The sequence below is a fragment of the Bradyrhizobium sp. ma5 genome (assembly GCF_042258955.1).
Lineage (GTDB): Bacteria > Pseudomonadota > Alphaproteobacteria > Rhizobiales > Xanthobacteraceae > Bradyrhizobium.
This window is the reverse complement of sequence record NZ_CP170156.1, coordinates 4,793,118-4,818,308: the sequence shown is the minus strand read 5'-3', so window position 1 is coordinate 4,818,308 and position 25,191 is coordinate 4,793,118. Positions and strand designations below refer to the sequence as shown.

The window sequence follows — 25,191 nt, the reverse complement described above, 5'->3', positions numbered from 1 at the left end:
TGGTTAACGAATGCTTGCGGGTGGCCGCGAGAAGTCATGTTCTCTGGATGATCCGGAAGTGAATCCGAAAGAGGTGGAGCCGACGCGACTAGACCCCGAAAGAATGTCGCATCTGAGTAGTCATGCGCTGGACAGCATCGGTATATCGACCCTGGGAAAATTTTTGATCGGCTATGTAAAGAACAAAGATAATTCCGACGGCAATAAGCAGCCCTTTCACCAGACCCTCCTCGTCATCATCGCTCTGGCAATAACCGGCGGAAGTTCTGTGTGTTCCGATTTGGGATTTCCAAGCGCGGTAGACCGCACTCACCTTGATTGGATTCGAACAACGGATAATCGCCACCGCTCATCGTCCTGAGATCGGTGCGGCACGTCGTCGATAATCCACAACGGGACAATTAGTTCCCGAAACGGAACTGCAATTTTTGCCGGTCGGTGCGGCTACACGGAATCTCTTGCCGCGTACGAAGTCGATGTAATCATCCGTTTACGATCTAAGTCCATGACCACACTCGACGTCATCGTCGGCACATTGTTTGCGTGTCGTCTCGCAAGATTCAGTACGTGAGTGTTGTCATAATGAAGAAGCTTGTGCAGAATTTTTGCGCCGACGAAACCGGCGCGACCGCGATCGAATACGGGCTGATCGCAACCGGCATCGCGATCGCGATCATTGCCGCGGTGAAGGGCGTCGGTACCAAGCTCTCGGGCACCTTCAATACGATAAGCGGTTCACTGAAGTGATCGAACGCACTCGCGATCACTTGCCCGCGCGATAGTGCCCGGACTTGCCACCGATCTTCTCGACTAGGTGAACGCCTTCGATCCGGATGCCGCGGTCGACCGCCTTGACCATGTCGTAGATCGTCAGGCAGGCAACCGAAACCGCGGTCAATGCCTCCATCTCGACGCCGGTCGGGCCTGTCACCTTGACGCCGGCGCGGACGATGCAGCCGGGCAGCTTGTCGTCCGTTGCGATATCGATCGTGACCTTGGTCAGCGCCAGCGGATGGCAGAGCGGGATCAATTCCGAGGTCCGCTTTGCCGCCATGATGCCTGCGATCCGCGCGGTCGCCAGCACGTCGCCTTTCTTGGCCTGTCCGGACTCGATCAGTGCCAGCGTTGCCTTGCTCATCAGGACGCGGCCTTCGGCGACCGCGGTCCGTTCGGTCGCGGGCTTGGCCGAGACGTCGACCATGCGCGCCTCGCCCTTGGCGTCGATATGGGTGAGGGCGGTGCCGGGTCCCTTCGATCCGGGTTTGGCCTTGCGCGCCATCGCGTCAACGCGTGCCGGTGGCGCGCGGTGCCGTTTGCCGCGTCAGCAAGGCGCGGGTGGCCGCGGTGACGTCCTCCTGGCGCATCAGGCTCTCTCCGACCAGGAAGGTCGACATTCCGACGCGCTCGAGGCGGGCGAGGTCCTCTGGCGTGAAGATGCCGCTCTCGCCGACCATCAGCCGGTCGGCGGGGATCAGCGGCGCCAGCGTCTCGCTGGTCGCAAGCGTGGTCTCGAAGGTGCGCAGATTGCGGTTGTTGACGCCGATCATCGGCGAGCGAAGTTTTAGGGCACGGTCGAGCTCGGCGCGGTCGTGGATCTCGATCAGCACGTCCATGGCGTAGCCGAGCGCAGCGTCCTCGATCTCCCTTGCCGCCGTGTCGTCGAGCGCGGCCATGATGATCAGGATGCAGTCGGCGCCGTGGGCACGCGCCTCCGCCACCTGATAGGTGTCGAACATGAAATCCTTGCGCAGCACCGGCAGATTGGTCGCCGCGCGGGCCGCGACCATGAAGTCGAGATGGCCCTGGAACGAGGGCGCGTCCGTCAGCACCGACAGGCACGCCGCGCCGCCGGCTTCATAGGCTTTCGCGAGCACGGGCGGATCGAAGTCGGCGCGGATCAGCCCTTTCGAGGGCGAGGCCTTCTTCACCTCTGCGATCAGCGCGTAGTCGCCGCGTGCATGCTTGTCCTTCAGCGCACGGACGAAGCCGCGCGGGGCCGAGGCCGCCTTCGCCTGCGCCTCGACGTCAGCAAGCCGACGCGCGCGCTTCGCGGCGGCGATCTCCTCGCGCTTGTAAGCCTCGATCTTGGTCAGGATGTCGGACATGTCTCGCGCTCTCAGCCGTTGGAAACCGCGACCAGATGCTTCAACCGCGCCGCGGCCGCGCCGCTGTCGAGCGACTGGGCGCCGATCGCCACGCCTTCCTTCAAATCCTTGGCACGGCCGGCCACGATCAGGGCTGCGGCCGCGTTGAGCAAAGCGACGTCACGATAGGCGCTCGGCTTGCCGGCAAGCACGCCGGACAGTGCGATCGCATTGGCATCGGCATCACCGCCCTTCAGCGCCTCGCCGCCGACGCGGCCGAGGCCGGCATCTTCGGGCGTCACCTCGGATGTCCTGATCTCGCCGTTCTCCAGCGTTGCAACGAAGGTCGGGCCGGTGAGGGTGATCTCGTCGAGGCCATCGGAGCCGTGCACGACCCAGACCTTGTCGGAGCCGAGGTTCTTCAGCACCTGCGCCAGTGGCTGCACCCATTGCCGCGAGAACACGCCGACCATCTGCCGCTTGACGCCGGCCGGGTTCGACAGCGGCCCGAGCAGGTTGAAGATGGTGCGGGTGGCGAGCTCGACCCGGGTCGGGCCGACATTCTTCATGGCCGGATGATGCGAAGGCGCGAACATGAAGCCGATACCGGCTTCCTTGACGCAGCGCCCGACTTGCGCGGGCGTCAGGTCGAGCTTGACGCCGAGCGCGGCCAGCACATCGGCGGCGCCGGAACGCGACGACAGCGCGCGGTTGCCGTGCTTGGCGACGGGCACACCGGCGCCGGCCACGATGAAGGCCGCGCAGGTCGAGACGTTGACCGAGCCGGAGCCGTCGCCGCCGGTGCCGACAATGTCGACGGCCTCCGCCGGTGCGGTGACCGGCAGCATTTTGCGGCGCATCGCAGTCACCGCGCCGGTGATCTCCTCGACGGTCTCGCCGCGCACCCGCAGCGCCATCAACAGCCCGCCCATCTGCGAGGGCGTGGCTTCGCCCGACATCATGCTGTCGAAGGCTGACGCCGCTTCTTCACGCGTCAGCGTGGCGCCGGTGGCGACTTTTCCGATGATCGATTTCAGGTCGTCCATTCGCTGGCTCAGGGTCTGTTGTTGGAGCTTGATCGCCGCGCAGCGCGTTGTCGCGCTGTCCCGATCATGCTCAATTATTCGCGCCTGTCACCTGTGCGAAGGCTGCCTGGTTGACGGTCACACCGATGTCGGTCTCGATCTTCGCGACATATTGCGCGACCTGCTCGTCGCTGAGCGAGCGCCGCAGCGCCTCGGTGAGCTGCTTGACCTCGTTGGAGGCGAAGTCGACCGGGGGCACCGTCACGTCGGTGACGCGGAACACCACCCACTGGCTGCCGCCGGCCGCGGAGGTCTGTCCGTCGCTGTCCTTGGCGGTGCGGAATGCGGCCGCGATCACGCCGGCCGGCACGTTGGGCAGCGTGGCCTCGCGGCGCAAGTTCGCAGCGGTCTCGACCCTGACACCGGCCGCGGCGGCCTCGTCGGCGAGCTTGGCGCCGCTGTCGAGCTTCTGGACGATCTCGGTCGCCTTGGCGCGCAGCTTGGCGGAGATCTGGTCCTCGCGCCATTTGGCCTCGACCTGGTCGCGGACCTCGTCGAGGGTGCGCTCGCGCGACGGCGTGATGCCGAGCACGTCGTACCAGACATAGCCGTTGTTGAACTGGATCGGGTCGTTGTCGACGCCGACGTCGCTGTTGAAGGCCTGCGACACCACGTCGAGGCCGCGCGGGATGTTTGAAGCGACCTGGCCGTTCGGCAGACGCCCCGAGCGATCGATCGCGTCGATGGTGACCGCGGTCAATTTCAGCTTCTGCGCTGCGTCGAGGACGCTGGAGCCGCCGCCGCGCTCGTCTTCCATCTTGTCGCGGAGTTCGGCGACCTTGGTGCGGGCACGCTCGGTCGCGATCTCGTTCTTCACCTGCTGCGCAAGGCTCTCATAGCTCGGGGTCACGCCGGGCTCGATCTTGCCGACCTTGACCAGCGCCACGCCGAAGCGGCCCTGGACCGGCTGGCTGACTTCACCTGCGGGCAGCGAGAAGGCGGCGTCGCCGACGGCCGGATCAAGGATCGCAGACTTCGCGACCAGGCCGAGATTGACGTCGGCGGGATTGAGCTTGCGCTCCTTGGCGATGTCGTCGAACGAGGCGCCCGAGGTGATGCGGGCGCGGGCGGCCTGCGCCTCACCGGCGTCCGGAAACACGATCTGCGAGACCTCGCGCTTCTCCGGCGTGCTGAGCCGGTCCTTGCGCTCCTCGAAGATCTTCTTGGCATCCTCGTCGGACACGGTCTCCCACTTGCCGATTTCTTCCGGCGTGATCGCGACGAAGGCGATCTTGCGGTACTCGGGCGCGCGGAACTGGACCTTGTGGTCCTCGAAATAGGCGGCGAGTGCTTCGGGCGAGGGCGGATCGATGGTGCCGGCCTGCGCAACGCCGAGCGTGACGAAGTCGATCGAGCGTTGCTCGTTCTGGAAACGGGTCAGTGCCTCGACCATCGATTTGGTCGGCTCGATTCCGGACGAGATGGTGCCGGCGATCTGCCGCCGCAGGCCGACGCGGCGCTGCTCGGCGATGTAGCGGCCCTCGGTGTAGCCGAAGTTGCGGATCACGGACTGGAAGCGCTGCGGATCGAACTGGCCGTTGAGGCCCTTGAAGTTCGGATCGTTGTAGATGGTGCGCAGCACCTCGGCATCGGACTGGTTGAGGCCCATGCGGCGCGCTTCCTCGTCCAGTGCGGCCTCCGCGAGCGTCTGCTGCAGCACCTGGCGGTCAATGCCGAAGGCGCGCGCCTGGTCCGGGGTCAGCGGACGGCCGAACTGGCGGCCAAGCTGCTGTAGCCGGTCGGTATAGATCTGGCGGAATTGCTCGGCCGAAATCTCGGTCCCGCCCACCTTGGCGAAGGTCGACTGGCCAAACCCCTTGAAGATGTCGGCAATGCCCCAAATTCCGAAACTGACGATCAAAACGCCCATCACCACGGCCATAATGGTCTTGCCGAGCCAGTTTGATGAGGCTTTCCGCATTCCTCGAAGCATGGGTCCAACTTGTTTTACAGGAGGGGAACCGGGTCGTGCCCAAATGGGACCAAAAGTCGGGACTTTTTGTCCGGCAGCAGGGCGTCACCGAATTGAAAACGCTTATAAAGTGGCTCGTGTCCCCCCGCAACCTCGGGCGCGCGGGCGGAAGCGTCGCACGGCAGGCGCGAAGCCGCGCTCTGGAAGTCGCCGCCCGGCTCTGATAGCGCAGGGGCACGCTTGAATGATGGGAAATCCGACATGACCGACGCCATCCGGCCGCTGATCGCCGGCAACTGGAAAATGAACGGCCTGAAATCCTCTTTTGCAGAGTTCGACGCGATGCTGGCCGGTGCCGGCGCTGTCGCCGGGAAGGCCGATCTCCTGGTCTGTCCGCCGGCGACTTTGGTCGGGGCCTTTGCCGACAAGGCGCGCGGCTCGAAGGTCGCCGTCGGCGCCCAGGATTGCCACCCGAAGGCGTCGGGCGCGCACACCGGTGACCTCTCGGCGGAAATGTTTAGGGATCTCGGCGCGGTCGCCATCATCGTCGGCCACTCCGAGCGGCGTGCCGACCATGGCGAGACCGACGGCTTGATTCGGCAGAAGGCGGAGGCCGTGTGGCGCGCCGGGCTGACCGCGATCGTCTGCATCGGCGAGACGCGCGAGCAGCGCGACGCCGGCAAGACGCTCGATGTCTGCGGCACCCAGCTTGCGGGCTCGGTGCCCAATGGCTCGACCGCGGCCAATCTGGTGGTGGCCTATGAGCCGGTCTGGGCGATCGGCACCGGCCTGACCCCGACCGCCAAGGATGTTGAGGAAGTTCACAGGTTTATCCGGGGTCAGCTCACCGATCGCTTCAAGGGCGAGGGAAACCGGATCAAGATCCTCTATGGCGGCTCGGTGAAGCCGTCGAACGCCGCCGAGCTGATGGCCGTCGCCAACGTCAACGGCGCGCTGGTCGGCGGCGCCAGCCTGAAGGCATCGGATTTTCTCGCGATCGCTGCGGGCTGTTAGGCTGGCCGCCGAGCTCCGGCACCGTCATCCTGAGGAGGCCGCGAAGCGGCCGTCTCGAAGGATCGACGGCCCGGCCGGTGGCCGTCGACCCTTCGAGACGCGCTACGCGCTCCTCAGGGTGACGGAATTGGCAGCATTGCGGCGGATCTATTTCTACTTGGCTGACTGACTCAGGCCGCAGCCGTCCCGATCTTCTTCCAATAGATCATCGTCCCGGTAAGGCCGCCATGCGGCTTCAGGGCGTAATCCGGGATGATGCCACTGAGCTGAAAACCCTGCTTCTCGTAAAGCGGCGCGGCGCCGTCGTCGACGGCGGTGTCGAGCACCAGCAGTGTGCGCCCGTGCCCGATCGCGAGCGCTTCGGCGGCGCGCAGCAATGCGGTCGCCACGCCGCGGCTGCGGTGGCTTACGCGCGTCATCATCTTGGCGATCTCCGCGCGGTGCGGCTGGTTCGGCGGCAGCTTCAACAGCAGCGTCACGGTGCTGATCAGGCTGTCGCCGTCGAATGCGCCGAGCACCACTCGCTCACCACGCGCGGCGGCACCAAGCGAGTCCTGCCAGAATGCATGGGCGTCATCCGGCGACAGCGGATGCATGAAGCTGACGGAGCCACCGCTGGCGACGGTCTCAATCAACAGCTCGCTGAGCGCGCGGCGAATCTCCGGCCCGTCCTCGAGCGGCTTGATGGAAAACGGCGACATGCATCAGCTCCGGGCCAGGGCGACCACGTAGGTGCAGCCGGCGTTGGTTTCGTTGGCGAAGGTGGTCTCAGCGGGCGGGCCAAAGCCGAGGCAATCGCCGCTCGCGAGCACGTAGCGTGCGCCGCCCTCGGTGATGACGAGGCTGCCGCTCAGCACCCAGACCAGTTGGCGGATATGGGCGTAGGACGATGCGGGCAGGGTCACGGATTGCTTCGGCGGCATTTCCACCCGGACCAGCTCGACCGGATGGTCGGGACGGCTGAACACCTGGCGGCGCAGATAGTCGGTTTCCGGATCGCGCCAAATCGGCTGCGTGGCGGCGCGCGATAGCCGCTCGCCCTGGCCTTCGGCGCGCAACATCAGCCCGGCCAGGGTGAGGTCGAAGGCCGACGCGAGTCGCACCAGCACGACCGCGGTCGGGCTGACCTCGGCGCGCTCGATCTTGCTGATCGTCGCCTTCGAGACACCAGAGCGGTCGGCAAGCTCGGCCAGTGACCAGCCACGGCCGTCGCGCTCCAGCCGGATCCGCTGCGCCAGGCGCTGGCTTAGATCGTCTATCAAAGTATCCATATGTCTATTATAATAGAAATTCCGGATTCCGATCAAGCCTCGGACTGATGCCAACGGCACCGCTTGAGATGTCGGCCATTGCGACTATCTCGGGGGTGACAATGCCCGGTCCAATCGTGTAACAGGGCGCGACTTCACGAAAAACCGCAAAGCCGATAGCGCCGTTTGTCTGGCCGCTTGGCGGCTTGTGACGGAAGGCTTGCGATGCAGACTGTCGTTATCATTATCCACCTCATGATCGTCGCCGTCATGATCGGCGCAGTGCTCTTGCAGAAATCCGAAGGCGGCGGCCTTGGCATGGGCGGCGGCGCTGGCTTCATGTCGAGCCGCGGCACCGCGAATCTGTTGTCGCGGACCACCGCGATCCTCGCGGCCGGCTTCTTCCTCACCAGCCTGTTCCTGTCCTGGTATGCGGGCTACGACCGCAAGCCGAGCTCGATCATCGGCACCGGCGCACCGGCGCAGACCCAGCCGGCCGGCGGCGCGCCGCTGACGCCTCCGACCTCCGGCGGCATCCTCGATTCGCTGAAGAAGACCGACGAGCAGCAGGGTCAGCAGGCCCCGAGCGGCCCGCAGGCACCACGGTCGCAATAAAGCAGGGGCGCCATGCAGGATGCAGCGCTGGCATCCTGCATCCGAAACCCCCATTAATGCTCTGAAATCGCTCTCAGTTTAACGTAACCCACAGCCCGGTGATTTGTTTGCCGGGAACAGCCGATTCGTTTTGCGAATCGCAGGAAGCGGCTTAAAGGTAAAGTCCCATGGCGCGGTACATATTCATCACCGGCGGCGTGGTCTCCTCGCTCGGCAAGGGTCTGGCTTCAGCGGCGCTCGGCGCTTTGCTGCAGGCTAGGGGCTACAAAGTCCGCCTTCGCAAGCTCGATCCCTATCTCAACCTCGATCCCGGAACGATGTCGCCGTATCAGCACGGCGAAGTGTTCGTGACCGACGACGGCGCCGAGACCGATCTCGATCTCGGCCACTACGAGCGTTTCACCGGTCGTCCGGCCACCAAGGCCGACAACATCACGACCGGGCGGATCTACCAGGACATCATCACCAAGGAGCGCCGCGGCGACTATCTCGGCGCCACCATCCAGGTGGTCCCGCACGTCACCAACGCGATCAAGGAATTCGTGCTGTCGGGCAACGACGAGTACGATTTCGTGCTGGTCGAGATCGGCGGCACCGTCGGCGACATCGAGGGCCTGCCGTTCTTCGAGGCGATCCGCCAGCTCAAGAATGAGCTGCCGCGTGAGCACGCCGTCTACATTCACCTGACGCTTTTGCCGTACATTCCAAGTGCCGGCGAACTCAAGACAAAGCCGACGCAGCATTCGGTGAAGGAGCTGCGCTCGATCGGCATCCAGCCGGACATCCTGCTGTGCCGCACCGACCGCGAAATCCCCAAGGAAGAGCGGCGCAAGCTCGGCCTGTTCTGCAACGTGCGCGAGAGCGCCGTGATCGAGGCGCGCGACGTCGACAACATCTACGCCGTGCCGGAGGCCTATCACGCCGCCGGTCTCGACGACGAGGTGCTGGCCGCGTTCGGCATCACGGCGAAGATTCCGCCTGTGCTGCAGAGCTGGAACGTGATCAACGAGCGCGTGCGCAATCCGGAAGGCGCGGTGACGATCGCGATCGTCGGCAAGTACACCGGCATGAAGGACGCCTACAAATCGCTGATCGAGGCGCTCTCGCACGGCGGCATCGCCAACAAGGTGAAGGTCAATCTCGACTGGATCGAGAGCGAGGTGTTCGAGAACGAGGACCCGGCGCCGTTCCTCGAGCACGTCAACGGCATCTTGGTGCCCGGCGGATTCGGCCAGCGCGGCGCCGAGGGGAAGATTCGCGCGGCGCAGTTCGCGCGCGAGCGTGACGTGCCGTATTTCGGCATCTGCTTCGGCATGCAGATGGCGGTGATCGAGGCAGCGCGCAATCTGGTCGGCATCGAGGAGGCCAACTCGACCGAATTCGGCCCGACCGAGGAGCCGCTGGTCGGCCTGATGACCGAGTGGCTGCGCGGCAACGAGCTCGAGAAGCGCTCGCAGAGCGGCGACCTCGGCGGCACCATGCGGCTCGGGGCCTATCCCGCGGCGCTGAACCGCGGCAGCCGCGTCTCGCAGGTCTATGGCGGCGCGACCGAAATCTCGGAGCGGCACCGCCATCGTTATGAAGTCAACACCGCCTACAAGGACCGGCTCGAGCAGCACGGCCTGCGTTTCTCCGGCATGTCGCCCGACGGTGTGCTGCCGGAGATCGTCGAGTACGAGGACCATCCCTGGTTCATCGGCGTCCAGTTCCACCCCGAGCTGAAGTCGCGGCCGTTTGAGCCGCATCCCCTCTTTGCATCGTTCATCGAGGCGGCAGCGAAGCAGAGCCGGCTGATGTAAGCGGTCATCGACTGCGCCGTCAGACGGCGCAGTCCTCGTTGGCCCGGCGTTCCTTCTTGATCGGTGAGACGCCTGCATCGGCCGCGGGCGTGACGTCGCGCGTGATCAGCTTGTATTGCGCGCGTCGCGTCAGCCGGTAGACCGCAGCGGGCGGCACGTTGAGGATGGCGCGATCGACCAGCGTGGCGCGCAGGCCGAGCCGGTCGAGGATCGGCCGCGGTATCGGGCAGCGCATGCCGTAGGTGAATTGATAGAACGCGCCATTGGGACGCATGTAGCTGAATGCGCCGCTGACGATCGAGATCACCTTGCGCGGCGACATGTTGAGCAGCGGCAGTCCGCTGACCACGGCGCCGACCGGCGCGCCCTCGTACAGCCGTTCCGAAGCCAGCCGCGCGGCGTCCATCCACAGCACGCGTGCGCCGGGAAAGCGGAGCTGCAAAAGCCGCATGAAATCCGAACCGTATTCGATCAGCGTGAGATCCTGCTGGCGCACGCCGCGCTTCAACAGTTGATAGGTGAAGACGCCCGTTCCAGGACCGAGCTCGAGCACCGGACCGGTGTTGGCGCTGATGTCGCGCGTGATCAGTTCGGCGAGCGCTGTGCCCGAGGGCGCGATGGCGCCGACGCGGCCGGGGGCCGCCATCCACGCCGTGAAGAAAGACAGGAGATCATGTGCCATTGGGATTCCCAGCAAAGTGTCACAGCGCCGCGACTCGATGCGCGGCGCGATCTCTTCTTTGCGGGGCCTGCATTGCGACAACATTGCGCTTGCGCGCATCACGATACGAGCGGCGCCAGCGGTAACGTGAGACGGAAGCTCGCGCCGCCCTTCGGTCCGTCGAGCACGGACACGTGACCGCCATGCAACCTTGCGATCTCGCGCACCATGTTGAGTCCGAGACCGGCGCCGCGATCGAGCGGCGCAAGCCGATAGAACGGATCGAAGATCCGGGTGCGCTCGTGCTTCGGAATGCCGTCGCCTTCGTCTGACACGTCGACAGTGGCGGCGCTGCCGACATGGATGGTGATGGTGCCGCGGCGGCCGCCATGCTGGATGGCGTTCTGCACGAGATTGGTCAGCGCGCGCTCCAGCGCGGCGCGGTCGCCCAGCGTCTCGACTCGACCGGTTGCAGTCTCGAGCGACAATTCGTAACCGGCCGCGATCGCGAGCGGCGCGAGGTCGGCGGCGACGCTGCGCGCGACCGCGACGAGATCGACGCGGCCGAACGGATTGCGGCACTGGTCGAAGCGCTGGATGTCGAGCAGCTGCTCGGCGAGCGTCGCAAGCCGCGCCGAGTCTTCGAGCAGGCGGGTCTTCTCCGGTCCCGGCGGCAGCGACTCCAGCCGCGTGTTGAGGATCGCGATCGGCGTGCGCAGTTCGTGCGCGGCATCCGCGACGAAACGCTGATGGCGCGAATAGCCGTCGTCGAGCCGTTTCAGCGCGTCGTTGACGGCGCTCACCAGCGGCGCGACTTCGAGCGGCAAATGGTCAGCCGACAGCCGGCTGCCGCGTTGGCGGAAGTCGATCCGGCGGGCCTCGTCAGACGCGGACTCGATGCCGGCAAACGCGCGCCGCACCACCATCGGCGTCGTGATGAAGGTGGCGCACGCCATCAGCAACAAGCCGGGCAGGGTAGAGCCCAGACACGTCGCCGCCATTACCAAGAGCGCCTTGGTTCCGGTCATCCGGCCTTGCGTCGCGGTGAGAATCTGGACGTTTCCGGCATCCGTGTTGACGCGCTTCAGCCGCGCCGCCGGCTTGCCGGGGCTGTCCTCCAGCATCTGGTAACCGAGCCGCGCCTGGCTGATATGATCGAGGGCATTGCCGATCCGCGCGAAATCGACCGGCACGTCGCCTTCGGAAAGCGTGTGTCCGTCGCGGTCCCGCACCGCGAACCAGAGATCGGGAATCTCGGCGCGCAGCTTGTTGAGATCGTCGGTCGGACGCAGCACCAGTTCGCCCTGCACGTCGCGCGCGACGGCCGATTGCACGACGTCGATGACGCGATCTTCATCCCGATTGACCAGCAGGAAGCCCGAGGCCCACAGTGCGCCAAGCACCGTGAGCACGAGTCCGGTCAGCAGGGCAGCCTGCAGTGCAACCAGGCGCCAGCTCAGTTGCGAGTGCAGGCAATAGTGATCGGCAGGTTCGCTCATGATACCTGCTTCAGCAGGTAGCCCACGCCCCGGATGCTATGGATTTCGACGCCGGCATCGGAGTCGGCGAGCTTGCGCCGCAGCCGCGAGACGTGAGCATCGAGCGCGTTCGACTGAATCTCGTCCTCGAAATTGTAGACGGCTTCCTCGAGCGTCCCGCGCAGCACGGTGCGGCCCATCCGGCGCAGCAGCGTCTCCAGCACCAGCAGCTCGCGCCGCGGCAGCTCGAACGGGCGGCCATTGACGCTGGCCTCGCGATGGCTGCAATCGAACGCCATGCGGCCGGCCTTGATGATCTCGAACTGCACGCCGGCGGGACGGCGCAGCACGGCGCGCAGCCGCGCCAACAGCTCCTCGACTGCGAACGGCTTGGCCAGATAGTCGTCGGCGCCGCTGTCGAGGCCGGTGATGCGGTCGGCGAGGTCGCCGCGCGCGGTCAGCACGATGATCGGCACGCCGGCGGCCTTAGCGCGCAGCTTCGGGATCAGCGTGAGGCCGTCGCCGTCGGGCAGCTGGCGGTCGAGCAGGACGGCGCCATGCACGTCGGCGGAAATCGCTTCCTCGGCCTCGGCAAGCGTCGGCACATGATCGACGACCATGTCGTAGCCCTTCAGCGCCTGCGCCAGCGCCGCCGCCATTTCGGCCTCGTCTTCAACCAGCAGTATCCGCATGTGCTTTTGGGTCCAGATCCCGTACGGCCGGTGCTAAAGCGCTATGAGGCGCGCCTTAGCCATTTGCTTGAGCATGCCCCATTTCGGAAAGCCGCTTCGCACTTTTCCGGGGACATGCTTTGGGCAGGTAACATTGCAACAACATTGCGGAAATGGCCGCTACCGACGAGCAGGGGTGCCATGTTGTCGCCCCCTCAAGACAGTCTGGAACCCGCTGGCTATAACCGCCCGCACAACTGGATCTGGGAGGACTGCCAATGATCTACGAGACCCGCGTCTATCGCTGCCTGCCGGGCCGGCTGCCGGCGCTGCTCAAGCGCTTCGAGACCATTACGCTGAAGCTCTGGGACAAGCACGGTATCAGGCAGGCCGGCTTCTTCACGACGCTGGTCGGCGAATCCAACCAGGAACTGACCTATCTGCTGGCCTGGGAATCGCTTGCCGAGCGCGAGAAGAAGTGGACCGCGTTCGCGACCGATCCGGAATGGATCACCGCGCGCGCCAAGACCGAGGAGGACGGCCAGATCGTTCTCAACATCGTCAACCAGCTGTTGGTGCCGACGTCGTTCTCGTCGGTCAAGTGATGCGGTAGCGATCGGGGCGCGATGGCGAGGCCTCGTCGCGCCCGGTCACCGGGCAGTTATTGCGGGCAGCCCGAGGTCTGATCGCCCTGGGTCACCATCGGCTTGCCGTTGATGAAGACGCCGTGGCTGCCTGAGGTCGTCTTGCCGCCGCAATGCGTGCGGTCGCCCATCACCACGGCCGGCTTGCCGTTGATCAGGACGTTGGGCACGCCCTCGACCAGCGCGCCGCCATTGCTGGTAGTATCGCCGCTACGCGCGGCCGGCTTGCCGTTGACGGTGACGCCGGCGGCGCCGCTGGTGACGACCCCGGGCTGGCTGCTGGTCTGGCCGTGCGCCAGGCTCGACATCGCCGACAAGGCGGCCACAGCTCCAATCATCAGCGAAATGCGCATTTCGTCCCTCATGGGAATCTGGTCCGCGCCAGTCTAGAGCCTTTTCCGTTCCGATTGAATCGGAACGGGGCTCTAGATTTGTTGTTTTGACGCGTTTTCTTCACGCGAACCGGTACCCACTTCGCTCGAAAACGCTCTAGAAGGGGCGGTTGGGGCGGGATTGTGATAGCACGGCGCACCCACGGCGTCAGCGCAACCCCCTCATCGTGCAGGACGGCTTGATCCCTCCCGCGCGCGATTGCATGGTCGCCGGCAAAAGGATGCAGCATTTTGACCAATCAGGTTTCCGCGGCCGCTGCCGCGCCGATCGTTGCCGTCGGATCGGCCAAATTCGGCAATGCCTTGCCCATCTCGATCATCGCTGGTCCCTGCCAGCTCGAGAGCCGCGCACACGCGCTCGAAGTGGCGTCCGCGCTGAAGGAGATCGCGGCCCGGCTCAAGATCGGTCTGGTGTACAAGACCTCATTCGACAAGGCGAACCGCACCAGCGCGGCGGCCGCGCGCGGCATCGGGCTGAAGCAGGCGCTGCCGATCTTCGCCGAGATTCGCAGTTCGCTCGGGCTGCCGGTACTGACCGACGTGCATGAACCCGACCAGTGCGCTGAGGCGGCGCAGGCGGTCGACGTGCTGCAGATCCCGGCCTTCCTATGCCGGCAGACCGATCTCCTGCTGGCCGCGGCTGCGACCGGCAAGGTCGTCAACGTCAAGAAGGGGCAGTTCCTGGCGCCGTGGGACATGACCAATGTGGTCAGCAAGATCACCGGCGCCGGCAACGCCAATGTGCTGGTCACGGAGCGCGGCGCGTCGTTCGGCTACAACACGCTGGTGTCGGACATGCGCGCGCTGCCGATCCTGTCGCGCACCACTGGCGCGCCCGTGATCTTCGACGCCACCCATTCGGTGCAGCAGCCGGGCGGCAAGGGGACCTCGTCGGGCGGCGAACGCGAATTCGTGCCGGTGCTGGCGCGCGCGGCGGTCGCGGTCGGCGTCGCCGGCGTGTTCATCGAGACCCATCCCGATCCGGATCACGCGCCGTCGGATGGCCCCAACATGGTGCCGCTCCGCGATTTCGAATCCCTCGTCAAGCGGCTGATGCAGTTCGACGCGCTCGCCAAGACGGCAGCCTGACGGTGTGACGACGACATGACCGCAAAGAGCGGCATGCCGCCGGTTCTCAACGTCATCACGCTGGCGACCTTCGCGGCGAGCCTGTCGGTGCGCGCGCTCGATCCGGTGCTGCCGCATGTCGCCGAGGATTTCGGTGTCAGCATCGCGACCGCAGCGAGCTTTGCCGCGGTATTCGCCTTCACCTTCGCAATCATCCAGCCGGCGATCGGCGCCGCCGCCGATCTGTTCGGCAAGGCGCGGCTGATGACGATCTGCCTCGGACTGCTCGGCGTCGCCAGCATTCTCGGCGCGCTGTCGACCTCGTTCCCGATGCTGTTCGTGACCCGCATCCTCGCCGGCATCGGCTCGGGCGGCGTGTTTCCGGTGGCGCTGTCGCTGACCTCAGATCTGGTCGGCCCCGACAAGCGGCAGCTTGCGATCGGGCGAACGCTCGCGGGCTCGATGACCGGCAATCTGCTCGGCGCCACGGCCTCAGGCCTGATCGGCGATTTCCTCGGCTGGCGCGGCGTGCTCGCGGTGCTCGGCGGCCTCGTGATCATCGTCGCACTTGCGGTAGCGGCCGGCTTCCGCGGCGCCGCGTTGAACCGTCCGCCGCGCACCAGCCTGAAGGCGCTTCGCCACGGCTATCGTACCATCTTCACCAATCCGAACGCGCGGATCTGCTATTCGGCGGTCTTCATCGAAGGCTGCTGCGTGCTCGGGCTGTTTCCTTTCATCGCCTCGTTTCTGTTCGAACTCGGCGAGACGTCGCTCTCGATCGCCGGCATCGTGATCGCGGGCTTTGCGATCGGCGGATTGCTCTACACGCTGACGGTGGCGCGCCTGCTGCCGTTGATCGGGGTGAGGGGTATGATGATCGTCGGCGCGACGCTGGTCGGTATCCAGCTGGTCGGCGTCGCCTTCGGGCCGCACTGGAAGTTGCAGATGGCGGGCCTCCTCGTGATGGGCCTCGGTTTCTACATGATCCACGGCTGCCTGCAGGTGTTCGCCAGCGAGCTATCGGTCGAGGCGCGCGCCACCGCACTGTCGCTGCACTCGTTCTTCTTCTTCATGGGCCAGACCGTCGGCCCGATCGCCTATGGCTTCGGCCTGCAACACGCCGGCAAGACCGCGACGCTGGTCTCCGCCGCCGCTGTGATGGTCGTGCTCGGATTTATCTGTGCGAGATTCCTGAAGCAGACGCGACCTGCGGACGCCGCCGCGCGGCCGGATGTCGAGCCCTAGCGATCCCAAGTCATCTCGGTCCGCGGACTCCCACAACTTATTTCAAAGATAAGACGACCGGCCCCGCAGCCGGATCGGTCACGCCGAGACCGTTGCCGAGATCTTCGAGCGTGTCGCGAAAAGAATTGAGCGTGGCAATCATGGCTGGCCGCGCCTCGATGCACACGTCCATGTTTTGCCACTCGGCGATGATGCAGTAGGAGCGGTCACCGGTTTTAATAATGTTGGCATGCAATAGACCCGGCCAGGTTGCTCCAATTGTCTTGTGAGCGTCCAGGAACTCCTGATCGCGCCCCGGCTTCACTCGAAAACGCACAGCATTGAAAGCGGTCACCGTCTTCTCCCAAAGCACTGAGACGCTAGAGGAAGCGCGCTTACGTGGGGCGCGTAAGTTGAAAGCACATGCATTCACTTCCGCTTCGCGGCGGTCACAGATCGATTGGCCGGCCTACTGGGCTTTTATCATCTTCGCCAATTCATGGCGCAATTCCGGGCTATCGTGATGGCCATGCACCGCGACAGCGTGTTGTACCGCCGCTTCCAGAAGTTCCTTTTGAGTATCAGCTGAAATCGCGATCGTGCAGTTCATCTCACTTGGGTATTCTCGGCAATCTACAAACAATCTACCCATATCTGTCTCCGTCAATACGAGCATACTATTCGCCATGCTGAACTTATCTACTCGCGACAATTCTGCGTCTGCGCGCCGTGCCTGACTTCTTCAAATGATAGTTCATGGCCGGCCAGCTTGCCCGCCGCCTACACCGAGCGTGTCAGTCGTCTCGATCGTGGTCGCGTCGCCCACATTGGAGGAGCCGTTATCGAACATATCACACATCGGAGGGAGCGCCATGTCGGTTCCTGGCCTGAGGCCGAACATGTATCTCGGCTTCTGCGCCGCCTTCGAGGATCAGTAGACGTGGCGAACTGAAGGGTGCCCGTCCTACCCCCGCCCGCGATACGTCGCGACGCCCTGGTCGGGAACCCAGAGGCCCTTCGGCAGCCGGCCGGTCTGGAAGAACACATCGATCGGGATGCCGCCGCGCGGATACCAGTAGCCGCCGATACGCAGCCATTTCGGCTTGATCTCGTCTGATATCCGCTTGCCGATCATGACCGTGCAATCCTCATGGAATGCGCCGTGGTTGCGGAAGCTCGCGGCGAACAGCTTCAGCGATTTGGATTCCAACAGCCAGCTGCCCGGAACGTAGTCGATCACCAGATGCGCGAAATCCGGTTGGCCCGTCACCGGGCAGATCGAGGTGAATTCCGGCACCGTGAAGCGTACCAGATAATCGGTACCAGCCTGCGGATTGGGCACACGGTCGAGCTGTGCCTTTTCCGGCGCGTCGGGCCATTCCACCGCACGGCCGAGTTGCAGGCCGGGGGAGGTCGTTGATTTGCTGGATTTCTTTGCCATTCGGGTCTCCGTGCCGCTCTCTTAGCTAATGCCGGGGGGCTCGTCACCCGGCCTTTTCCCCCTCGATGCATTGCGCTAGAAGCACCGCCATCCGACCCCCTGACTGCCACAAGAGGTTCTCATGACTGACATCGTCGACATCATCGGCCGCGAAATCCTGGACAGCCGCGGCAATCCCACGGTCGAGGTCGATGTGGTGCTGGAAGATGGGTCGATCGGCCGCGCGGCGGTGCCGTCCGGCGCCTCCACCGGCGCCCATGAGGCGGTCGAACTGCGCGATGGCGACAAGTCGCGTTATCTCGGCAAGGGCGTGGAAAAGGCGGTCGCCGCCGTCAATGGCGAGATCTTCGAGGCGCTCAGCGACCAGGCGGTCGAGGAGCAGGTCGCGATCGACCAGATCATGATCGAACTCGACGGCACGCCGAACAAGAGCCGGCTCGGGGCCAACGCCATCCTCGGGGTCTCGCTGGCCTGCGCCAAGGCCGCAGCCGAATCCTTCGACATGCCGCTGTATCGTTATGTCGGCGGCACCTCGGCGCGGACGCTGCCGGTGCCGATGATGAACATCATCAATGGCGGCGTGCATGCCGACAACCCGATCGACTTCCAGGAGTTCATGATCCTGCCGGTCGGCGCCACGTCGTTCGCCGAAGCGCTGCGCTGCGGCTCGGAGATCTTCCACACGTTGCGCGGCGAGCTGAAGAAGGCCGGCCACAACACCAATGTCGGCGACGAGGGCGGATTTGCGCCGAACCTGCCGTCGGCCGACGCTGCGCTCGAGTTCGTCATGAACGCGATCGGCAAGGCCGGCTACAAGGCGGGCGACGACGTCGTGCTCGGCCTCGACTGCGCCTCCACCGAATTCTTCAAGGAAGGCGCCTACGTCTATGGCGGCGAGAACAAGACCCGCTCGCGTTCGGAGCAGGTGAAGTATCTCGCCGACCTCGTCGGCCGTTATCCGATCGTCACCATCGAGGACGGCATGTCGGAAGACGACATGGACGGCTGGAAGGAATTGACGGACGCGATCGGTAACAAGTGCCAGCTGGTCGGCGACGATTTGTTCGTCACCAACGTCACGCGGCTTGCCGACGGCATCAAGAACGGCCGCGGCAATTCGATCCTGGTCAAGGTCAACCAGATCGGCACGCTGACCGAGACGCTTGCGGCGATCGAGATGGCCTACAAGGCCGGCTACACCGCGGTGATGTCGCATCGCTCCGGCGAGACCGAGGACTCCACGATCGCCGATCTCGCGGTCGCCACCAATTGCGGGCAGATCAAGACCGGCTCGCTGGCGCGCTCCGACCGTACCGCCAAGTACAACCAGCTGCTGCGCATCGAGCAGCAGCTCGGCACCCAGGCGAAATACGCGGGCAGGGCGGCCTTGAAGGCGCTGGCCTAGCGCCCCAACTGATCGGGACTGAACAAACGCAAAAAAGGGAGGTCGGGATGAGTGACGGCAAGAGCGGTCTGCAGCTGCGTTCGCTGCTCAAGAAGGATGGCGAACTGGAGATATCGCTGGTCAATGTCCCGACCCCCGAGCCCGGTCCCGACGAGGTCGTTGTCCGGGTCGAGGCCAGCCCGATCAATCCGTCCGACCTCGGGCTCCTGATCGGCCCGGCCAACATGGCGGCGGCCAAGGTCACCGGCAGCAAGGAATTGCCCGTGGTGACCGCGCGCGTGCCGGAAGCGGCATTGCCTGGCCTTGCTGCGCGGCTCGACGAGTCGATGCCGGTCGGCAATGAAGGCGCCGGCGTCGTGATCAGGACCGGCTCGTCGGACGCGGCGAAAGCGCTGATGGGGCGCACCGTCGCGATGATCGGCGGCGCGATGTATGCGCAATACCGGACGCTGCGCGTCGGAGAATGCCTGCCGCTGCCCGACGGCACCACGCCGGCGGAAGGCGCGTCCTGCTTCGTCAATCCGCTGACGGCGCTCGGCATGACCGAGACGATGCGGCGCGAGGGACACAAGGCGCTGGTGCACACGGCGGCGGCGTCGAACCTCGGTCAGATGCTCAACAAGATCTGCCTCAAGGACGGCATTGGCCTCGTCAACATCGTGCGCAACAGGGAGCAGGCCTACATCCTGCACAAGATCGGCGCCAAACATGTCGTCGATTCCAGTGCGTCCGATTTCATGGACAAGCTCACCGGCGCGCTGGTCGAGACCGGCGCGACCATCGCTTTCGATGCGATCGGCGGCGGCAAGCTCGCGGGCCAGATCCTGGTCGCGATGGAGACCGCGATCAACAAGACCGCCAAGGTCTACAGCCGCTACGGCTCGAACGTGCACAAGCAGGTCTACGTCTATGGCGGCCTCGATACCCGCGACATCGAGCTGCCGCGCGGCTTCGGCATGGCCTGGGGCATCGGCGGCTGGCTGCTGTTCCCGTTCCTGATGAAGATCGGTCCGGAGGCCGGCAACAAGCTGCGCCAGCGCGTGGTCGCCGAGCTGAAGACGACCTTCGCCAGCCACTACACCAAGGTGGTGTCGCTGCAGGAGACCCTGCAGCTCGACAACATCGCGGTCTACGGCAAGCGCGCCACCGGCGAGAAATTCCTGATCAACCCGAACAAGGGCGCGTAACGCTCTACTCGCGCTCGAATGCCAGCTTCCTGGAGCGCTTGTGGCGCTCCAGGGCGTGGCCGATCAGGACATCCATCAGCTCGGCTTGCGGCAGGCCGCTGGCCTCCCACAGTCGTGGATACATGCTGATGTTGGTGAAGCCGGGCAGGGTGTTCGCCTCGTTCACGAACGCCTGCTCGCCGTGCAGGAAGAAGTCGATCCGCGCCATGCCTTCGCAACCGAGCACGCGGAATGTCTTGATGGCGAGCTCCCTGATGGTTTCGGCGACGGCAGCCGGCACGTCGGCCGGCACTTGCAGCAGCGCGCCATCCGCATCGAGATACTTGGCGTCGTAAGAATAGAAGCCGTGTCTGTCGGACGGAACGATCTCGCCAAGCTGGGAGGCACGGATGCGGCCCTCGGCATCCTCGAGCACGGAGCACTCGACCTCGCGGATCGGTACGACACCGCGCTCGATCAGGATCTTGCTGTCGAAGCGAAACGCCAGTCTGCAACCAGCCTCGAACTCCTCTGCGGTGCGCGCCTTCGACACGCCGACCGATGATCCCATGTTGGCCGGCTTGACGAAGACCTCCTGCGACCCCAGGGCGCTGACCGCGTCGTCATAGCTGATGGGCGCCGCGCTCGACATCGCGACAAAGGGGACGATCGGCAATCCCGCCTCGCGCATCAAGCGCTTGGCTATGTCTTTGTCCATGCCGGCCGCCGAGCCCATCACGCGCGAGCCGACATAGGCGACATCGGACAATTCCAGCGCACCCTGCACCGTGCCGTCCTCGCCGTTCGGTCCATGCAGCACCGGGAAGACGACGTCGAACGCCGGCAATTCCGCGGGCCCCGCCGCCGGTCCCTGAAGCACCACGACGCGGCCCTGTCCGCCCGGCAGCAGAGCGAGTTGCGGTGCGTTGTCCGGAATGATCAGCGCGCCGCTTCCCGTGCCGGCGCCGTTTCCCGCATCGGTGACGAGCCAGCGGCCTTCGCGGGTGATGCCGATCGCCGTGGCGTCATAGCGATCCGGGTCGAGCGAGCGAAGCACGTTGGCGGCTGATGCCCGCGAAACGTCATGTTCGGCCGATCGCCCGCCGAACAGGATTGCAACCCGGATCTTGCGCTCTGCCATCAGCTGCTCTTCGGTCGGCTCGATGCTGCGTGGAACCGGTACAGTATGTTGCGAGGAACGTGTCGACAATTTGCCGCCGGTTGCGCTCGGCGCAGCTTTCGGGCGGAATGGCGTTGTCCGGCGGCGAGCTGACGGCGCTTGAGCCGCGGGGCCTCAGGGCCGTTCGTCCAAGATTCGCGAACGCTGCGTTTCCGGAATTGAGCGATCCATGCACTTGCATCTTTCTTGGCGTGCCGGTAGGTGATGTGCACCAGTCTTACGCGCAACCCGAGGGGAATTTTGCAATGGCCTATAACATCGTCGCCATCGTCGGCAGCATCCGCAAGCAGAGCTTCTCGCTCAAGATCGCCAATGCGCTGGCCAAGCTCGCGCCGGCCTCGCTGAAGCTCGATGTGACGACCCTCGAGGGCATTTCCTTCTTCAACCAGGACCTCGAGGCGGCGCCGCCGGCCGACTGGCTCGCCTTCCGCGAGAAGCTGCAGAAGTCGAACGGCGTGCTGTTCGTGACTCCCGAATACAATCGCTCGGTCCCGGGCGTGCTGAAGAACGCGATTGACGTCGCCTCGCGGCCCTATGGCAAGAGCTCGTTCATCGGCAAGCCGGTCGGCATCATCTCCAACTCGCCGGGCCCGCTCGGCGGCGTCAGCGCGGCGAAGCACCTGCAGAACATCCTGCCGGGCATTTCCGGCCCGATCCTCGGTCAGCCGGAAACCTATCTCAACGGCATCGGCGATGCCTTCGACGACAAGGGCGAACTGACCAAGGAGTCGCTCAAGACGGTGTTGCAGCAGTACCTCGACGCCTTCGCGGCTTTCGTCGCGAAGCAGAATGGCTGAGCAAGTTTAGCGTTCGTTAACCCCATGGCCGCATCTTCGCGGCCATGGTTTCCCGCACACGCCTTAAATCGATTCTGACCGGGCTCGCCCTCTACACGCTGGCGGCGCTGATGGTCGGCTATTTCGGCGTCAACGCCTACACCGGCAAATACGGTCTGAACGCGCGGCAGGAGCTCGACCAGGAAATCATCGCGCTGACCTCGGAGCTGGCGCGGTTGAAGAAGGAGCGGGCCGAGGGCGAGCAGCGGGTGTCGCTGTTGCGGTCGGACCGGGTCGATCCCGACATGCTGGACGAGCGTGCGCGCTTCCAGCTCGACTACGCCAACCCGCGCGATCTCGTTCGGATCAACAAGTCGAACTGACGCGTTCGCAAATTTCAAAAACGTTCGCGCACTATCACAAAAGTGTCGCGCCGCGCTGCAGTGCGGCATAGCAAAATTCCATCGGGCGAACGCAATCCTTTCAAGGCGATTTGAGTTGGGTTAGAGAGGGTTCTTCGACTTCTCTCACCCGGAATTGCCATGGCTGCACCCAAAAAAACCGTCGCAAAAGAATCAGGGCACGAGACGGCCGGCTCTCCTCCCGAATTCTCCAGGGAGCAGGAGCTCAAGGCACTGCGGGACATGCTCCTGATCCGGCGCTTCGAGGAGAAGGCCGGTCAGCTCTACGGCATGGGTGCGATCGGCGGCTTCTGCCATCTCTATATCGGCCAGGAAGCCGTCGTGGTCGGCATGCAGATGGCATTGAAGCAGGGCGACGAGGTCATAACGGGCTACCGCGACCACGGCCACATGCTGGCTTGCGACATGGAAGCCAAGGGCGTGATGGCGGAACTGACCGGACGCCGCGGCGGCTATTCCCACGGCAAGGGCGGCTCCATGCACATGTTCAGCAAGGAGAAGCATTTCTACGGCGGTCACGGAATCGTGGGCGCGCAGGTGTCGCTCGGCACCGGCCTTGCGTTCGCCAACCGCTATCGCGGCAACGATAACGTCAGCGTGACCTATTTCGGCGACGGCGCGGCCAACCAGGGCCAGGTCTACGAAAGCTTCAACATGGCGGAGCTGTGGAAGCTGCCGGTGATCTACGTCATCGAGAACAATCGCTATGCGATGGGCACCGCGGTGTCGCGCGCCTCGGCGCAGCAGGACTTCTCCAAGCGCGGCGTCTCTTTCAACATTCCCGGCAAGCAGGTCGACGGCATGGACGTGCGTGCGGTCAAGGCCGCCGCCGATGAGGCCGTGGCATGGTGCCGCGGCGGCAACGGTCCGATCATTCTCGAGATGCAGACCTACCGTTACCGCGGTCATTCGATGTCCGATCCGGCGAAGTACCGCACCCGCGAGGAGGTCGAGAAGGTTCGCCATGACCAGGACCCGATCGAGCAGGTGCGCAACCGCTTGCTGGCGGCAGGCGTGAGCGAGCAGGATCTGAAGGCGATCGACGCCGGCGTGCGCGAGATCGTCAACGAAGCCGCCGACTTCGCGCAGCACGATCCGGAGCCCGATCCGTCCGAGCTCTACACCGACATCTACCGCTGACCCCACCCGCGCAGAAGAATCTCAAGACCGATTTCGGGAGCTGATATGCCCATTCAAGTGCTCATGCCTGCGCTGTCGCCCACCATGGAGAAGGGCAACCTCGCCAAATGGCTGAAAAAAGAAGGCGAGACCATCAAGTCCGGTGACGTCATCGCCGAGATCGAGACCGACAAGGCGACGATGGAGGTCGAGGCGACCGACGAGGGCACGCTCGGCAAGATTCTGATTCCGGAAGGCACCGCCGATGTCGCTGTGAACACGCCGATCGCCACCATCCTGGCCGACGGCGAAAGCGCCGCCGATCTCGCCAAGGCACCTGCCGCACCAGTGCCGCAGCCGAAGGCCGCGGAGGCTCCTGCTGCGGAAGCCAAGGGGGATGCAAAGGCGGAAGCGCCGCAGCCCGCCGCGAAGGTGCCGGCCGCGCCGGTCAGCGAAGCGTTGCCCGACCCGGAAATTCCGGCGGGCACCGAGATGGTCACCCAGACCATTCGCGAGGCGCTGCGCGATGCAATGGCCGAGGAGATGCGGCGCGACGGCGACGTCTTCATCATGGGCGAGGAGGTCGCCGAGTATCAGGGCGCCTACAAGGTGACGCAGGGCCTGTTGCAGGAATTCGGCGCCCGCCGCGTGATCGACACGCCGATCACCGAGCACGGCTTCGCCGGCGTCGGCGTTGGCGCAGCGATGGCGGGCTTAAAGCCGATCGTCGAATTCATGACCTGGAATTTCGCGATGCAGGCGATCGACCAGATCATCAACTCCGCCGCCAAGACGCTGTATATGTCGGGCGGCCAGATGGGATGCTCGATCGTGTTCCGCGGCCCGAACGGCGCCGCCGCGCGCGTCGCCGCCCAGCACAGCCAGGACTACGCCGCCTGGTACTCGCAGATCCCGGGCCTCAAGGTGATCGCGCCGTACTCGGCCGCCGACTACAAGGGTCTGCTCAAGGCCGCGATCCGCGATCCCAATCCGGTGGTCTTCCTCGAGAACGAGATGCTGTACGGCCACACCGGCGAAGTGCCGAAGCTGCCCGATTTCGTGGTGCCGATCGGCAAGGCGCGGATTGCGCGCGCCGGCAAGGACGTCACCATCGTCTCCTGGGCGATGGGCATGTCCTACGCGCTGAAGGCGGCCGATGAACTCGCCAAGGAAGGCATCGAGGCAGAGGTGATCGATCTCCGTACCATCCGTCCGATGGACACCGAGACGATCATCAACTCGGTGAAGAAGACCGGCCGCGCGGTCACGGTCGAGGAAGGCTGGCAGCAGAGCGGCGTCGGCTCCGAGGTCGCTTCGCGCATCATGGAGCACGCCTTCGACTATCTCGATGCGCCGGTCGCGCGCGTCTCAGGCAAGGACGTGCCGATGCCCTATGCCGCGAACCTCGAAAAGCTCGCTCTGCCGTCCGTCGCCGAGGTGGTCGCGGCCGCCAAGGCCGTGTCGTACCGGTAACGCCGATGGCCGGTCCCAAGGAGCAGCCGCTGCCGCCTGATGTGATGGGCCGCGACGACGCCGTCGAGGTGCTGCGCGCCTTTGTCGTCGACGGCGGCCTGTCGATCGCGTTCCAGCGCGCCTTCGAGGAGCCGGACATGTGGGGGCTGATGCTCGTCGACATCGCCCGCCACGCTGCCCGCGCCTATTCGCGCGAGAGCGAGTTCACTGAAGACGAGGCGCTCGCGCGCATCGTCGAGATGTTCGAAGCCGAAATCGCCCGGCCGACCGACATGGGCCAAACCAAACCGCGGTCGCAACAAGGTCACTGAC

29 protein-coding genes are annotated in these 25,191 nt (G+C 64.8%); 15 read left to right on the top strand and 14 right to left on the bottom strand.

Features of this window, described 5'->3' with window-relative positions; genetic code table 11:
* Window positions 1-10 precede the first annotated feature (10 nt).
* Both ACE103_RS22330 and ACE103_RS22325 read left to right on the top strand, forming a co-directional pair.
* The gene (locus ACE103_RS22330) at window positions 11-361 is read left to right on the top strand and encodes a hypothetical protein (protein WP_375774918.1); all 351 of its coding nucleotides are present in this window, start codon (window positions 11-13) and stop codon (window positions 359-361) included.
* 221 nt (window positions 362-582) lie between these two features.
* Window positions 583-747, top strand: a complete 165-nt coding sequence (locus ACE103_RS22325) for a Flp family type IVb pilin (RefSeq protein ID WP_223967310.1) — start codon at window positions 583-585, stop codon at window positions 745-747.
* Window positions 748-763: 16 nt separating this feature from the next.
* Here ACE103_RS22325 and moaC read toward each other — a convergent pair whose 3' ends face one another.
* From moaC to ACE103_RS22305, 4 genes are all read right to left on the bottom strand, one after another.
* Window positions 764-1,279 carry a cyclic pyranopterin monophosphate synthase MoaC gene (gene moaC / locus ACE103_RS22320; RefSeq protein WP_375774917.1) on the bottom strand — a complete coding sequence of 172 codons (516 nt, stop codon included), beginning with the start codon at window positions 1,277-1,279 and terminating at the stop codon, window positions 764-766.
* Between the two features lie 4 nt (window positions 1,280-1,283).
* Window positions 1,284-2,105, bottom strand: coding sequence for an indole-3-glycerol phosphate synthase TrpC (trpC, locus tag ACE103_RS22315; protein ID WP_375774916.1), 822 nt, complete (start codon window positions 2,103-2,105; stop codon window positions 1,284-1,286).
* Window positions 2,106-2,116: 11 nt separating this feature from the next.
* Window positions 2,117-3,130: an anthranilate phosphoribosyltransferase gene (gene trpD / locus ACE103_RS22310; RefSeq protein WP_375774915.1), complete on the bottom strand. Its 1,014-nt coding sequence runs from the start codon at window positions 3,128-3,130 to the stop codon at window positions 2,117-2,119.
* A 70-nt stretch (window positions 3,131-3,200) separates the two neighbouring features.
* Window positions 3,201-5,102 (bottom strand): SurA N-terminal domain-containing protein, encoded by a 1,902-nt coding sequence (locus ACE103_RS22305; protein WP_375774914.1) that lies wholly within the window; start codon window positions 5,100-5,102, stop codon window positions 3,201-3,203.
* Between the two features lie 240 nt (window positions 5,103-5,342).
* Here ACE103_RS22305 and tpiA point away from each other — a divergent pair, with 240 nt between their 5' ends.
* On the top strand, window positions 5,343-6,095 hold the full coding sequence (gene tpiA / locus ACE103_RS22300; RefSeq protein ID WP_375774913.1) for a triose-phosphate isomerase: 753 nt from the start codon (window positions 5,343-5,345) through the stop codon (window positions 6,093-6,095).
* A gap of 170 nt (window positions 6,096-6,265) precedes the next feature.
* Here the strand turns inward: tpiA and ACE103_RS22295 are convergent, their stop codons facing one another.
* Together ACE103_RS22295 and ACE103_RS22290 are read right to left on the bottom strand one after the other, a co-directional pair.
* A complete protein-coding gene (locus ACE103_RS22295) occupies window positions 6,266-6,796 on the bottom strand; it encodes a GNAT family N-acetyltransferase (protein ID WP_375774912.1) in 531 nt (176 codons plus the stop codon).
* Window positions 6,797-6,799: 3 nt separating this feature from the next.
* Window positions 6,800-7,366, bottom strand: a complete 567-nt coding sequence (locus tag ACE103_RS22290) for a helix-turn-helix domain-containing protein (RefSeq protein ID WP_375774911.1) — start codon at window positions 7,364-7,366, stop codon at window positions 6,800-6,802.
* Window positions 7,367-7,570: 204 nt separating this feature from the next.
* Between ACE103_RS22290 and secG the strand changes: the two genes are divergently transcribed.
* Both secG and ACE103_RS22280 read left to right on the top strand, forming a co-directional pair.
* The gene (secG, locus tag ACE103_RS22285) at window positions 7,571-7,960 is read left to right on the top strand and encodes a preprotein translocase subunit SecG (protein ID WP_050419627.1); all 390 of its coding nucleotides are present in this window, start codon (window positions 7,571-7,573) and stop codon (window positions 7,958-7,960) included.
* A gap of 167 nt (window positions 7,961-8,127) precedes the next feature.
* Window positions 8,128-9,759 (top strand): CTP synthase, encoded by a 1,632-nt coding sequence (locus tag ACE103_RS22280; RefSeq protein ID WP_375774910.1) that lies wholly within the window; start codon window positions 8,128-8,130, stop codon window positions 9,757-9,759.
* A gap of 19 nt (window positions 9,760-9,778) precedes the next feature.
* On the opposite strand, the gene ACE103_RS22275 is transcribed toward ACE103_RS22280, so the two are convergent.
* The 3 genes from ACE103_RS22275 to ACE103_RS22265 all read right to left on the bottom strand — a co-directional run bounded on the left by ACE103_RS22275 (window position 9,779) and on the right by ACE103_RS22265 (window position 12,590).
* Window positions 9,779-10,441: a class I SAM-dependent methyltransferase gene (locus ACE103_RS22275; protein WP_375774909.1), complete on the bottom strand. Its 663-nt coding sequence runs from the start codon at window positions 10,439-10,441 to the stop codon at window positions 9,779-9,781.
* A 98-nt stretch (window positions 10,442-10,539) separates the two neighbouring features.
* Window positions 10,540-11,919, bottom strand: a complete 1,380-nt coding sequence (locus ACE103_RS22270; protein WP_375774908.1) for a sensor histidine kinase — start codon at window positions 11,917-11,919, stop codon at window positions 10,540-10,542.
* On the bottom strand, window positions 11,916-12,590 hold the full coding sequence (locus tag ACE103_RS22265; RefSeq protein ID WP_375774907.1) for a response regulator: 675 nt from the start codon (window positions 12,588-12,590) through the stop codon (window positions 11,916-11,918). The genes ACE103_RS22270 and ACE103_RS22265 overlap by 4 nt, the downstream gene beginning before the upstream one ends.
* Before the next feature lie 257 nt (window positions 12,591-12,847).
* On the opposite strand from ACE103_RS22265, the gene ACE103_RS22260 reads away from it, so the two are divergent.
* A complete protein-coding gene (locus tag ACE103_RS22260) occupies window positions 12,848-13,174 on the top strand; it encodes an NIPSNAP family protein (RefSeq protein WP_375774906.1) in 327 nt (108 codons plus the stop codon).
* A 56-nt stretch (window positions 13,175-13,230) separates the two neighbouring features.
* Here ACE103_RS22260 and ACE103_RS22255 read toward each other — a convergent pair whose 3' ends face one another.
* Window positions 13,231-13,566 (bottom strand): PAAR domain-containing protein, encoded by a 336-nt coding sequence (locus ACE103_RS22255; protein ID WP_375774905.1) that lies wholly within the window; start codon window positions 13,564-13,566, stop codon window positions 13,231-13,233.
* Window positions 13,567-13,836: 270 nt separating this feature from the next.
* Between ACE103_RS22255 and kdsA the strand changes: the two genes are divergently transcribed.
* A complete protein-coding gene (gene kdsA, locus ACE103_RS22250; protein WP_375774904.1) occupies window positions 13,837-14,694 on the top strand; it encodes a 3-deoxy-8-phosphooctulonate synthase in 858 nt (285 codons plus the stop codon).
* A gap of 15 nt (window positions 14,695-14,709) precedes the next feature.
* On the top strand, window positions 14,710-15,918 hold the full coding sequence (locus tag ACE103_RS22245; protein WP_375774903.1) for an MFS transporter: 1,209 nt from the start codon (window positions 14,710-14,712) through the stop codon (window positions 15,916-15,918).
* 37 nt (window positions 15,919-15,955) lie between these two features.
* Here ACE103_RS22245 and ACE103_RS22240 read toward each other — a convergent pair whose 3' ends face one another.
* The 3 genes from ACE103_RS22240 to queF form a co-directional block, all read right to left on the bottom strand.
* On the bottom strand, window positions 15,956-16,252 hold the full coding sequence (locus tag ACE103_RS22240) for a DUF718 domain-containing protein (RefSeq protein ID WP_375774902.1): 297 nt from the start codon (window positions 16,250-16,252) through the stop codon (window positions 15,956-15,958).
* Between the two features lie 114 nt (window positions 16,253-16,366).
* Window positions 16,367-16,549, bottom strand: a complete 183-nt coding sequence (locus tag ACE103_RS22235; protein ID WP_375774901.1) for a DUF1059 domain-containing protein — start codon at window positions 16,547-16,549, stop codon at window positions 16,367-16,369.
* Window positions 16,550-16,861: 312 nt separating this feature from the next.
* The gene (queF, locus tag ACE103_RS22230) at window positions 16,862-17,338 is read right to left on the bottom strand and encodes a preQ(1) synthase (protein ID WP_375774900.1); all 477 of its coding nucleotides are present in this window, start codon (window positions 17,336-17,338) and stop codon (window positions 16,862-16,864) included.
* A 121-nt stretch (window positions 17,339-17,459) separates the two neighbouring features.
* Here queF and eno point away from each other — a divergent pair, with 121 nt between their 5' ends.
* Window positions 17,460-18,743, top strand: coding sequence for a phosphopyruvate hydratase (gene eno, locus ACE103_RS22225; RefSeq protein WP_223966336.1), 1,284 nt, complete (start codon window positions 17,460-17,462; stop codon window positions 18,741-18,743).
* Between the two features lie 47 nt (window positions 18,744-18,790).
* Window positions 18,791-19,930: a zinc-binding dehydrogenase gene (locus ACE103_RS22220; protein WP_375774899.1), complete on the top strand. Its 1,140-nt coding sequence runs from the start codon at window positions 18,791-18,793 to the stop codon at window positions 19,928-19,930.
* A gap of 4 nt (window positions 19,931-19,934) precedes the next feature.
* Here the strand turns inward: ACE103_RS22220 and ACE103_RS22215 are convergent, their stop codons facing one another.
* Window positions 19,935-21,050 carry a D-alanine--D-alanine ligase family protein gene (locus ACE103_RS22215; protein ID WP_375774898.1) on the bottom strand — a complete coding sequence of 372 codons (1,116 nt, stop codon included), beginning with the start codon at window positions 21,048-21,050 and terminating at the stop codon, window positions 19,935-19,937.
* Between the two features lie 284 nt (window positions 21,051-21,334).
* Here ACE103_RS22215 and ACE103_RS22210 point away from each other — a divergent pair, with 284 nt between their 5' ends.
* The 5 genes from ACE103_RS22210 to ACE103_RS22190 all read left to right on the top strand — a co-directional run bounded on the left by ACE103_RS22210 (window position 21,335) and on the right by ACE103_RS22190 (window position 25,190).
* Window positions 21,335-21,886, top strand: coding sequence for an NADPH-dependent FMN reductase (locus ACE103_RS22210; protein WP_375774897.1), 552 nt, complete (start codon window positions 21,335-21,337; stop codon window positions 21,884-21,886).
* Between the two features lie 44 nt (window positions 21,887-21,930).
* Entirely contained in the window at window positions 21,931-22,248 is a 318-nt protein-coding gene (locus ACE103_RS22205) for a septum formation initiator family protein (protein ID WP_021079258.1), read from the top strand.
* Between the two features lie 159 nt (window positions 22,249-22,407).
* The gene (pdhA, locus tag ACE103_RS22200; protein ID WP_223966344.1) at window positions 22,408-23,427 is read left to right on the top strand and encodes a pyruvate dehydrogenase (acetyl-transferring) E1 component subunit alpha; all 1,020 of its coding nucleotides are present in this window, start codon (window positions 22,408-22,410) and stop codon (window positions 23,425-23,427) included.
* A 45-nt stretch (window positions 23,428-23,472) separates the two neighbouring features.
* Window positions 23,473-24,879 (top strand): pyruvate dehydrogenase complex E1 component subunit beta, encoded by a 1,407-nt coding sequence (locus ACE103_RS22195; RefSeq protein WP_375774896.1) that lies wholly within the window; start codon window positions 23,473-23,475, stop codon window positions 24,877-24,879.
* 5 nt (window positions 24,880-24,884) lie between these two features.
* On the top strand, window positions 24,885-25,190 hold the full coding sequence (locus tag ACE103_RS22190) for a DUF5076 domain-containing protein (RefSeq protein WP_097676349.1): 306 nt from the start codon (window positions 24,885-24,887) through the stop codon (window positions 25,188-25,190).
* Window position 25,191 lies beyond the last annotated feature (1 nt).

Excerpts from the sequence above, each read along its gene's own strand:
- ACE103_RS22330 (WP_375774918.1), top strand. The coding sequence starts at position 11 with ATGCTTGCGGGTGGCCGCGAGAAGTCATGTTCTCTGGATGATCCGGAA.
- ACE103_RS22325 (WP_223967310.1), top strand. The coding sequence starts at position 583 with ATGAAGAAGCTTGTGCAGAATTTTTGCGCCGACGAAACCGGCGCGACC.
- moaC (WP_375774917.1), bottom strand. The coding sequence starts at position 1,279 with ATGGCGCGCAAGGCCAAACCCGGATCGAAGGGACCCGGCACCGCCCTC.
- trpC (WP_375774916.1), bottom strand. The coding sequence starts at position 2,105 with ATGTCCGACATCCTGACCAAGATCGAGGCTTACAAGCGCGAGGAGATC.
- trpD (WP_375774915.1), bottom strand. The coding sequence starts at position 3,130 with ATGGACGACCTGAAATCGATCATCGGAAAAGTCGCCACCGGCGCCACG.
- ACE103_RS22305 (WP_375774914.1), bottom strand. The coding sequence starts at position 5,102 with ATGCTTCGAGGAATGCGGAAAGCCTCATCAAACTGGCTCGGCAAGACC.
- tpiA (WP_375774913.1), top strand. The coding sequence starts at position 5,343 with ATGACCGACGCCATCCGGCCGCTGATCGCCGGCAACTGGAAAATGAAC.
- ACE103_RS22295 (WP_375774912.1), bottom strand. The coding sequence starts at position 6,796 with ATGTCGCCGTTTTCCATCAAGCCGCTCGAGGACGGGCCGGAGATTCGC.
- ACE103_RS22290 (WP_375774911.1), bottom strand. The coding sequence starts at position 7,366 with ATGGATACTTTGATAGACGATCTAAGCCAGCGCCTGGCGCAGCGGATC.
- secG (WP_050419627.1), top strand. The coding sequence starts at position 7,571 with ATGCAGACTGTCGTTATCATTATCCACCTCATGATCGTCGCCGTCATG.
- ACE103_RS22280 (WP_375774910.1), top strand. The coding sequence starts at position 8,128 with ATGGCGCGGTACATATTCATCACCGGCGGCGTGGTCTCCTCGCTCGGC.
- ACE103_RS22275 (WP_375774909.1), bottom strand. The coding sequence starts at position 10,441 with ATGGCACATGATCTCCTGTCTTTCTTCACGGCGTGGATGGCGGCCCCC.
- ACE103_RS22270 (WP_375774908.1), bottom strand. The coding sequence starts at position 11,919 with ATGAGCGAACCTGCCGATCACTATTGCCTGCACTCGCAACTGAGCTGG.
- ACE103_RS22265 (WP_375774907.1), bottom strand. The coding sequence starts at position 12,590 with ATGCGGATACTGCTGGTTGAAGACGAGGCCGAAATGGCGGCGGCGCTG.
- ACE103_RS22260 (WP_375774906.1), top strand. The coding sequence starts at position 12,848 with ATGATCTACGAGACCCGCGTCTATCGCTGCCTGCCGGGCCGGCTGCCG.
- ACE103_RS22255 (WP_375774905.1), bottom strand. The coding sequence starts at position 13,566 with ATGCGCATTTCGCTGATGATTGGAGCTGTGGCCGCCTTGTCGGCGATG.
- ACE103_RS22245 (WP_375774903.1), top strand. The coding sequence starts at position 14,710 with ATGACCGCAAAGAGCGGCATGCCGCCGGTTCTCAACGTCATCACGCTG.
- ACE103_RS22235 (WP_375774901.1), bottom strand. The coding sequence starts at position 16,549 with ATGGGTAGATTGTTTGTAGATTGCCGAGAATACCCAAGTGAGATGAAC.
- queF (WP_375774900.1), bottom strand. The coding sequence starts at position 17,338 with ATGGCAAAGAAATCCAGCAAATCAACGACCTCCCCCGGCCTGCAACTC.
- eno (WP_223966336.1), top strand. The coding sequence starts at position 17,460 with ATGACTGACATCGTCGACATCATCGGCCGCGAAATCCTGGACAGCCGC.
- ACE103_RS22220 (WP_375774899.1), top strand. The coding sequence starts at position 18,791 with ATGAGTGACGGCAAGAGCGGTCTGCAGCTGCGTTCGCTGCTCAAGAAG.
- ACE103_RS22215 (WP_375774898.1), bottom strand. The coding sequence starts at position 21,050 with ATGGCAGAGCGCAAGATCCGGGTTGCAATCCTGTTCGGCGGGCGATCG.
- ACE103_RS22210 (WP_375774897.1), top strand. The coding sequence starts at position 21,335 with ATGGCCTATAACATCGTCGCCATCGTCGGCAGCATCCGCAAGCAGAGC.
- ACE103_RS22205 (WP_021079258.1), top strand. The coding sequence starts at position 21,931 with ATGGTTTCCCGCACACGCCTTAAATCGATTCTGACCGGGCTCGCCCTC.
- pdhA (WP_223966344.1), top strand. The coding sequence starts at position 22,408 with ATGGCTGCACCCAAAAAAACCGTCGCAAAAGAATCAGGGCACGAGACG.
- ACE103_RS22195 (WP_375774896.1), top strand. The coding sequence starts at position 23,473 with ATGCCCATTCAAGTGCTCATGCCTGCGCTGTCGCCCACCATGGAGAAG.
- ACE103_RS22190 (WP_097676349.1), top strand. The coding sequence starts at position 24,885 with ATGGCCGGTCCCAAGGAGCAGCCGCTGCCGCCTGATGTGATGGGCCGC.